The 7,848-nt window shown below is 58.2% G+C and carries 7 protein-coding genes and 1 pseudogene; 7 read left to right on the forward strand and 1 reads right to left on the reverse strand.

Annotation, left to right across the window (positions count from 1 at the left end; genetic code table 11):
* The first annotated feature begins 9 nt into the window (after positions 1-9).
* The 7 genes from EN943_RS05060 (at position 10) to EN943_RS37930 (ending at position 6,641) form a co-directional block, all read left to right on the forward strand.
* Complete coding sequence (locus EN943_RS05060; protein ID WP_281034207.1) at positions 10-129, forward strand: GMC oxidoreductase; 120 nt, start codon at positions 10-12, stop codon at positions 127-129.
* Positions 130-899: 770 nt separating this feature from the next.
* Complete coding sequence (locus EN943_RS05070) at positions 900-2,021, forward strand: alpha/beta hydrolase (RefSeq protein WP_063169347.1); 1,122 nt, start codon at positions 900-902, stop codon at positions 2,019-2,021.
* A 224-nt stretch (positions 2,022-2,245) separates the two neighbouring features.
* Positions 2,246-3,118 carry an ectoine/hydroxyectoine ABC transporter substrate-binding protein EhuB gene (ehuB, locus tag EN943_RS05075; protein ID WP_082826582.1) on the forward strand — a complete coding sequence of 291 codons (873 nt, stop codon included), beginning with the start codon at positions 2,246-2,248 and terminating at the stop codon, positions 3,116-3,118.
* A 59-nt stretch (positions 3,119-3,177) separates the two neighbouring features.
* Positions 3,178-3,849, forward strand: a complete 672-nt coding sequence (gene ehuC, locus EN943_RS05080; protein ID WP_063169346.1) for an ectoine/hydroxyectoine ABC transporter permease subunit EhuC — start codon at positions 3,178-3,180, stop codon at positions 3,847-3,849.
* Complete coding sequence (gene ehuD, locus EN943_RS05085) at positions 3,846-4,514, forward strand: ectoine/hydroxyectoine ABC transporter permease subunit EhuD (protein ID WP_063169345.1); 669 nt, start codon at positions 3,846-3,848, stop codon at positions 4,512-4,514. Before ehuC ends, ehuD begins: the two co-directional genes overlap by 4 nt.
* A 119-nt stretch (positions 4,515-4,633) precedes the next feature.
* Positions 4,634-5,410, forward strand: coding sequence for an ectoine/hydroxyectoine ABC transporter ATP-binding protein EhuA (gene ehuA / locus EN943_RS05090; protein ID WP_063170381.1), 777 nt, complete (start codon positions 4,634-4,636; stop codon positions 5,408-5,410).
* Between the two features lie 562 nt (positions 5,411-5,972).
* Positions 5,973-6,641: a hypothetical protein gene (locus tag EN943_RS37930; protein WP_176477193.1), complete on the forward strand. Its 669-nt coding sequence runs from the start codon at positions 5,973-5,975 to the stop codon at positions 6,639-6,641.
* Positions 6,642-6,889: 248 nt separating this feature from the next.
* Here the strand turns inward: EN943_RS37930 and EN943_RS05100 are convergent.
* Positions 6,890-7,848: pseudogene (locus tag EN943_RS05100) on the reverse strand (IS5 family transposase); the annotation flags it as partial.

Consider the following 7,848-nt stretch of genomic DNA (forward strand, 5'->3'; position numbering starts at 1 on the left):
ATTTTGGGTTTGAGGATCGCCGACGCTTCCGTCATGCCATTTTGCCCTCGGGCGAACACAAACATTCCGACGATTATGGTGGCTGAGAAATTGGCCGACACAACCTTGAGAGACGGCAGACGGAGCTAGGCCAGGCGGCATGTACATTCTGCCGGAGCGCTGCCGCAATGTGGTGTTCACCGAGCCGCTTGCTAAGTTCACCGAAGCCCTGCTCATGCCGAATGGCAATCCCAAAAGACCAGCACTCCTTTGACGATATTCGTGATAAGGGCCTAACGCTGGTCACCACCGCCGGTTCCGACACGGTCACGACCGCCAAAGACGCGGGCATTCCGGAGGATCGTGTCATGCAGGTCGCCGGCCAGGCCGAATTCTTGCAGGCAGTGAAGGTCGGCCGCGCGGCGGCGGGGTCGCTAAACTACTTCACGGTAAGGAGCTCGCTGACAAGGTCGACAGCGTTGAAATGGCAGATCCGTTCACCCCGCCGGCTGGGAAGGCCGGCTACCCAAGTCTCGCCTTCCTGCCCAATCAGCAGGCGGTCGATGCCTTCAACGAGGTATTGAATACTTATATCGGCTCCGACCAAATGATGCAGTCGGTCAAAATACGGCTACACCAAAATCAATCTGCCGGACGGCACCAAGACCGGCGACCTGTGCAAGGGTTGAAATCTTGCGGGGAATGCCACCCATGCACCTAAAAGGCTCCCGGCCGCAGTGGCTGGGCGACGACAGAGCAAAGTGACAAGACGCGAGGCTCCGGGGTGCCGATTTCCGGTATTCAGACGAGATAGTTCGGCAACGTGGCATGTGAGGCTGCTACGCTCAGGAGTGAGCAATGGCAGTCCATCTCGCATGTCGCAATGCCGACCTGATGCCCCTCCTTTTGCCGAGGAACCGATGATCACCAAGCATCGCGTATCGGTTGATGGTGTCGAGACATCGTACTGCGAGAACGGAGCTGGTAGGCCGATTGTTTTCCTGCAGGGGGCGGGCTTCCGTGCAGAGGCTAAGAGTTCCTTTGTTCGGCAGCTGAACGGGCTATCCGATCAATTTACGGTAGTAGCGATTGATCAACTCCATTTTGGGGGAACGGATTATCCTGCTGACTGCAAATACATTAACCGGCTCGGTCGTGTGAATCATGTAATTAGCTTCCTCCAACAACTGGGTTTGAAGCAGATCACGCTAGTCGGCCATTCAGAAGGATCATTCGTCGACGCGCGGGTCGCGATCGTGCGTCCCGATCTTGTTTCTAAGCTTGTCCTGCTGACCGCTAACTCCGTGTCGCCGGCGTTCGGAGATGACCGTGACGAAGCTTGGCTGGAGGCCTGCCGGCAGGCTTACGGCTGTTCCGGCCCGATGCCGAGCGAAGAGGAATACATCACCGCACGGCGGAAAAGCTGCCGCGCCCACGGGCAGGATGTGGAATGCGCCGAGCGAGAAGCCTATCGGCGGGCCGCGGCTCGGGGACAATGGGAGATCTGGCAGAGATTGCCGGAAGACGAGACAAACCTGCATCGTTATCCACTGCTGCAGCAGAAGTATATCTTCCCCTACCTTGATCAGCTTCAGGCCCAGACGTTGATCATCTGGTCCAAGAACGACCCTACCGCGACGCCGGAGCAAGGGATCAACCTGGCGAAGCTGATCAGGAATTCAGATTTCCATCTGCTCAATAATGCCGGCGATTCCGTCCAGGTTGATCCGGAGCGAAGCCGTGAACAGACTCATCCGTCAATGGCACGAATGATCAACTGTGACGGGAACAATGCTCGGGCCAGCGTCTCCGAGGCGAATCTCTCAGCGGCGTGTCGCATACGACGAACTTGTGCCCTGCCATGGCAACAAGGGCATAGCCCAGGCGGTGGCGCCCATCCAACCGGGCAGGGCAGGAGTCATGCAAGACGTGGTGTGCCTCAGTTGGCCATACCACAGCTCGCGATTGTTCACTTCCAACGAACCACGGGGATGACGGAAATGTGCGTATGCACCCAAAAATCACCGAATTTCTGCGAATAACTTGCATTTCTCGCACAAAGCACCACAGCTGCGCTGCTACGCTCACGAAGCATGCACAAGTGGCGTAGCAAAGGATCGACTGGAGGAATCTATACCTAAGTGGGGACCCTGCAGCTCACACGATGATGGGAACCGCCGGACTACAAGCTCAACAAATGATGCAATGGTCTTTTCCCGAGGCATATCGGGAGACCATCGGCGATGCGAAAACGGAGGACTAACCAGTGGTCAAGTGGAAACTCGACGAATGCTTTAAGGCTGCAATCTTGAAGAGGATTGCCGCGCTCGGCCTGGCGGCGATGACAATCTCGTCCTTTGCCGGTTCGGCCTCGGCGGAGTCGCTGCTCGATAAGATTAAGAACGGAGAAACGATCCGTCTTGGCTTCACCAATGAGCCTCCCAGTGCCTATCCTGGTGCGAACAACGAGCCGCTTGGCCTGGTCAATGTGATGACACTGGACGTTCTGAGAAAGATGGGAACGACCAAAATCGAGCCGGTCGTAACCGATTGGGGTTCCCTTGTCCCGGGCCTCCAGGCTGGTCGCTTTGACATCATCACGGGCGGCATGTGGATTAAGCCGGAGCGGTGCCGCAACGTCCTGTTCAGCGAACCGATCGCATCGAGCAATGATTCGATGATCGTGCCGAAGGGCAATCCGGAAGCGCTGCATTCCCTCCATGACGCTCAGAAGAAGGGGCTTACCCTGGCCATCATGACGGGTACCACCGCAGTCGAGCAGGCGAAGAAATTAGGTTTCCCTGACGACAAGGTTATGCAGGTCGCCGGACCGCCCGAGGTCGTACAGGCTGTAAAGGCCGGCCGCGCCGCTGCCGGCTCGCTCTATAGTCTGAACGCGACGACTCTTGCCGAGCAGGATCCCAGCATTGAGGTGGCTGACCCGTATACCCCGCCGGGACCGAATGAACATCCCGCCATAGCCTTCCCGCTCAGCGAACAGGCTGCGGTAGACGCGTTCAATGCTGTGTTGAAAGACTATATTGGCTCTGACGAAATGATGGCCGCGGTCGGCAAATATGGTTACACCAAACGCGATCTCCCGGATGGCAGCAAGACCGCTGATCTTTGCAAGGGCTGAAGCTATGCGTCTGACCGCTCCCCGGCCCTTGGCCGGTAGGCGGTCAGTGGGGAGGGCATATGAGTAAGGTCGATCTCAGCTTTATCTTTGCCGTGCTCACCAAGGGCGTCATGACTACGGTCATCGTCACTCTTGGCGCCTGCGTCGTAGCGATCGTCCTTGGGCTTTTCGTGGGCCTGACCCGAGTCTCTCCCCGTCGGCAGTTGCGCTGGTTCAGTATCGCCTACATCGAATTCTTCCGCGGGACGTCCATGCTGGTTCAGCTCTACTGGTGGTTCTTTGTATTGCCGATTTTCGGTATTTTCCTGTCGCCGTGGACTGTCGGAATTTTGGGGATCGGAATGAATGCCTCTGGCTACGCAGCCGAGTATGTCCGCGCCGCCATTCAGGCCGTTGATAGGGGCCAGTATGAGGCATCTACAGCGCTCAATTTTTCGCGGCTCACCATGATGCGGCGTATTATCCTCCCACAGGCAATGCGCGCCATGCTGCCGACCTGGGGTAACATGCTCATCGATGTGCTTAAGGGTAGCTCGCTCGTCTTCTTCATCACCATTCCCGAATTTACTAGCGCCGCCAAGCAGGCGGCCGACGCAACTGGCGATTATATGCTGTTCTTTGCGGTTGCACTATTCGGTTATTACATCATCGCGCGCGCCCTCATCACTCCTTTCGTGCGCTGGCTGGAACGCCGCGTCTCGCGCGGTTTCGTTCGGGAGCAGGTGGCTTGAAGATCTGGGATTGGTCTTACGTATGGGAGGCTTTCCCATATCTCTATCAGGGAGCGATCGTCACCATTGAGGCTACGCTGCTCGGGTTTGCGATCGCGCTGATATTGGGTCTTGTCTTCGCGATGATTCGCCAGTCGCCAAACCGCTACGTCTCGACCACCATGGCGGAGATCGTGGAGTTTATCCGTTCAACGCCCTTGCTGCTGCAGTTGTTCTTTGTCTATTTCGTTGGTCCGCAGATCGGAATCTTCATTCCTGCCTGGACGGCGGGAGTTGGCGTGCTGGGGATCCACTATGCAGCCTATTGTTCCGAAGTCTTCCGCGGCGGCATCGAGAATGTGGATGGCGGCCAGTGGGAGGCCTGTACGGCACTAAACCTTTCGCGAACGCGGACCTGGCGAACAATCATTCTGCCGCAGGCGATCCCGCCCATGGTGCCAGCTCTGGGCAATTACTTCATCGGCATGTTCAAGGACACGCCGGTCCTGGCGGCAATCTCGATCTTCGAGATGCTGCAGCAGGCGAAAAATTTCGGGGGCAATAACTATCGATACATAGAAGCGATCACTATGTGCGGCTTCTTCTACTACGTGTTCAGCTTGGTTGCTTCCGCTATCGTGCAGTCGGTCCGCGTCTGGCTCAACCGCCGCTACCATCTGCAATAGGGAGGCCTTATACTATGAGCGAATTTGTGCTTCGCTTCGAGGACGATCTCACGAAGCGCCCTAGGGCATCAGCCAGGCGGGACGAGCTTGACCTCGATATCAGGCGCAGCGAAAAAGTCATGAACGAACCCATAGTTCGCTTCGAGAACGTCACAAAGCGCTACGGCGCGTTGACGGTGCTGGACGAACTCAATCTCGAGATCGCACGCAACGAGAAGGTGTCCATCATTGGTCCGTCCGGCTCGGGCAAGACCACCGTTCTGCGCATGCTGATGACGCTTGAGCACATCAACGGGGGGGTGATATGGGTCGACGGTGAACCGTTGACGCATACGCAGAAGAACGGCCAAATAGTGCCGGCGAGCGAGCGTCATCTCCGTCGCGTGCGTGCCAAGATCGGTATGGTGTTCCAGCACTTTAACCTGTTCCCGCATATGACTGCTCTGCAGAACTGCATGGAGGCGCCGATCTCCGTCCTTGGGCTCTCGAAGAAGGAGGCGGAGGCCCGAGCGGCAGAGCTGCTCGACTTGGTGGGCCTCGGCGACAAGAAGAACCATTTCCCGATCCAGCTTTCCGGGGGCCAGAAGCAACGCGTGGCGATCGCTCGGGCGTTGGCCATGCGGCCCAAGGTGATGCTGTTTGACGAGGTGACATCAGCGCTTGACCCGGAACTGGTTGGAGAGGTGCTCAACGTCATCCGCAAGCTCAGCGCCGAACATGACCTCACAATGCTGATGGTCACGCACCAGATGGGCTTTGCCAAGGAGTTCTCCGATCGCGTGTGCTTCTTTTCTGGCGGTAAGATTGTCGAGCAAGGCCCGCCCAGCCAGCTTTTAGGCAATCCGCAAAACGAGCGAACGCAGCAGTTTCTCAATGCGGTGCTGGAGACGAGGTGAGTTGCGGGTTGTGCCGCTAGTTGAGTTATCCCGTGGGTGGCTTCCGGGCAGGAACTGGTCCGTTCGGAGCAGGCTGCCCTGCGACGAACCTACGCGCGGTTTTTCAGGGCCGGGTTGATGTCGAGGTTACTGCCCCAGTTCATTCAGGACTGCATAACTAGGATCGTCCGGTCCAAGCCCCAGATTGGTCGAGTTAGGTAAATAGCGCTGCCCGTTCGGCAGTTGCGAGCTTGAAGATCTGATGTGCGTTCAATCTGCCATTCAGGGCATCTGGGCTCTGGAAAGTGCCCTAACACGATTGTCTGACGGCGGACGCAAACCCGGTATCCTACAGGCCCGGGGAGGGTCGCACAAGCGTTCTGCGGTTTCCCAGTTTTTACGGCTTTCATGCGAATGCACCAAAACAATGCCGACTTACTGCGCCTGGAAAGGCATGTTTCTCTGAAACAGCCGTTTCGACGCTGTTAAATTCGTGCATTCAGAGAGAACCTGTATCGCGCAGGTGATGGGCATTTGCTGCCGAAATCACCATCTTAGCTGCTTCCAGAAGAAGGATGCTTCCGTGACAACTCAACAAAGGGCCCTCGGAATTATTGGGCTGGAGATCGGACTTCCGCCTCGTGAATTTCCGCCACCGCAACCGGAGTCGGTCTTCAACCCGGCAACTTTCGACTTCCCAATTATAATAGAGACCGCGGCCGGGGCTTTGGAGGAGAGGGTCATTCCCGGTGATGCTTCTCTCGAGCCGGCCTACATTGCAGCTGCCAGGCGGTTGGTCGAGCGCGGAGCAGTCGCGATAACCGGGGACTGCGGGTTCAGTATCCGGTACCAGGCTGCAGTGGCCGCGTCTGTCGAAGTCCCGGTGGCCATGTCGAGCCTGCTACTGGCGCCCACGCTACTCCGGCAGCTTCCAGCTGACGCAAAGCTCGCCGTTGTGGCCGCAGACTCAAGACACTGCGGCAAAGAGCTGCTGGGCATAGATTCATCCGCAGAGGCAAGAGTAGTCATCGGCGGCATTGAAGGTGACGCGTGGCCGGCTGGTGTTGTTGAAATGGAGTCGGAGGTTGCAGCCTGTGTCGCGCGACTTGGCGCCGCACATCCGGGGATTGCCGCCCTCCTATTTGAATGTACATTGTTCCCGATGGTGACGTCAGCAATCCGTCGTAGGACAGGACTGCCCATCTATGACGCCGCGACCCTTTATCGGATGACATTCGCGTCCGTGGCTTGACCGCTTGGAGGCCACTATCCCAAAATATGAGCTCATGTCTGGTATGAGTTGCGGCTCGTTATTGTAACACACGTCCGCATCTTGTCGAATACTCTGTCGAGACTGGATCCTCGATTTCCGAGGTCAGGACGCGGTGCCTGAGATGCAGGTTGGATTTTTGGAACTCGTGCTGGTCGACCGTGATCCAGACGCTAAGCGGCGACCGACTTCGGCCGGAGTTGAAGCAGGGCGATCAAGGGCCACAAAAATCACTTCAGCCACCTGAGCAGGAGGGAGAAGTTGTATCCGGCGGCGGCCAGGACGGCGTTGAGGGCGTCGCCCTGCTGGCCGGCGAGGTAGTTGCGGCCCATGCGGTGTTCGTTCTTGATGTGGCCGATATGACGCTTGCCAGCGTGTGGCCGTCATAGGGATTGCCGGGCAGCGCTTTTGCATGCAGGGCGAACTGGCCGCCCTTGGAGCGCTTCAGCGTGGTGGCCACCGACACCTTCACACCGAACTCGTAGGGCATATGCGCCTTGCCCTTGCCAATGCATTCCACCTCGTGCGCGTGCAGGCTGTAGATCTTGCGGCCGCGCTGGCGCTGGCGTTGCTAGAGAACGGTGGCGGCCTGGTAGAACGGCCATTTGAAGAGCGCGTCCAGCCCCGCATCGCCGGCGATCTGGCGAGAAATGTCGCGAATGGTCCGGCCGAGATAGGTCTTGAGCCTGCGCAGCGCCTTGTTGGCCCGCTTGAACTGCTTGGCGTGGGCATAGCGCTGGTGGCTGATCAGCGCCAGCTGATAGCTCTGGCGCAAATGGAGCTCCTTCCCTCTTGGCCAGCCGCACCAGCCGTTCGCGCGCCCGGTTGATGAGCTTGGCGTCGGTCGGGAACATGACGTTCTTCGGCTGCACGGTTGTGTCGACGATCACCTGGCGCGTGTCGGCCGGCTTCATCGCCCCGGTCTTGACCGCAAGGCTGAGGCTCTCCTGCAACAGCGCCACGATCCGCTCCTCGCCCATGCGGCTGCGCCAGCGCGTCATCGACGAGAGGTCGAACGGCAGCGTATGGCAAAAGAACGTCTCGCCGGTGAGATACTGGAAGTAAGGGTTCTCCACCCAGCGCTCGCACAGCACCTCATCCGACAGGTTGAAGGTGTGCTTGAGGATCGCCAGCCCCGCCATCAGCCGGGTCGGCAGCGGCGGCATGCCGGGGCCGTCCGAATAGACGG

Origin of the sequence: Mesorhizobium sp. M7A.F.Ca.US.006.01.1.1 (assembly GCF_003997935.1) — a bacterium.
In the GTDB taxonomy this organism is placed as follows: Bacteria; Pseudomonadota; Alphaproteobacteria; order Rhizobiales; family Rhizobiaceae; genus Mesorhizobium.

Coding starts and splice junctions, on each gene's coding strand:
- ehuA (WP_063170381.1), top strand. CDS start 4,634: ATGAACGAACCCATAGTTCGCTTCGAGAACGTCACAAAGCGCTACGGC.
- ehuC (WP_063169346.1), top strand. CDS start 3,178: ATGAGTAAGGTCGATCTCAGCTTTATCTTTGCCGTGCTCACCAAGGGC.
- EN943_RS05070 (WP_063169347.1), top strand. CDS start 900: ATGATCACCAAGCATCGCGTATCGGTTGATGGTGTCGAGACATCGTAC.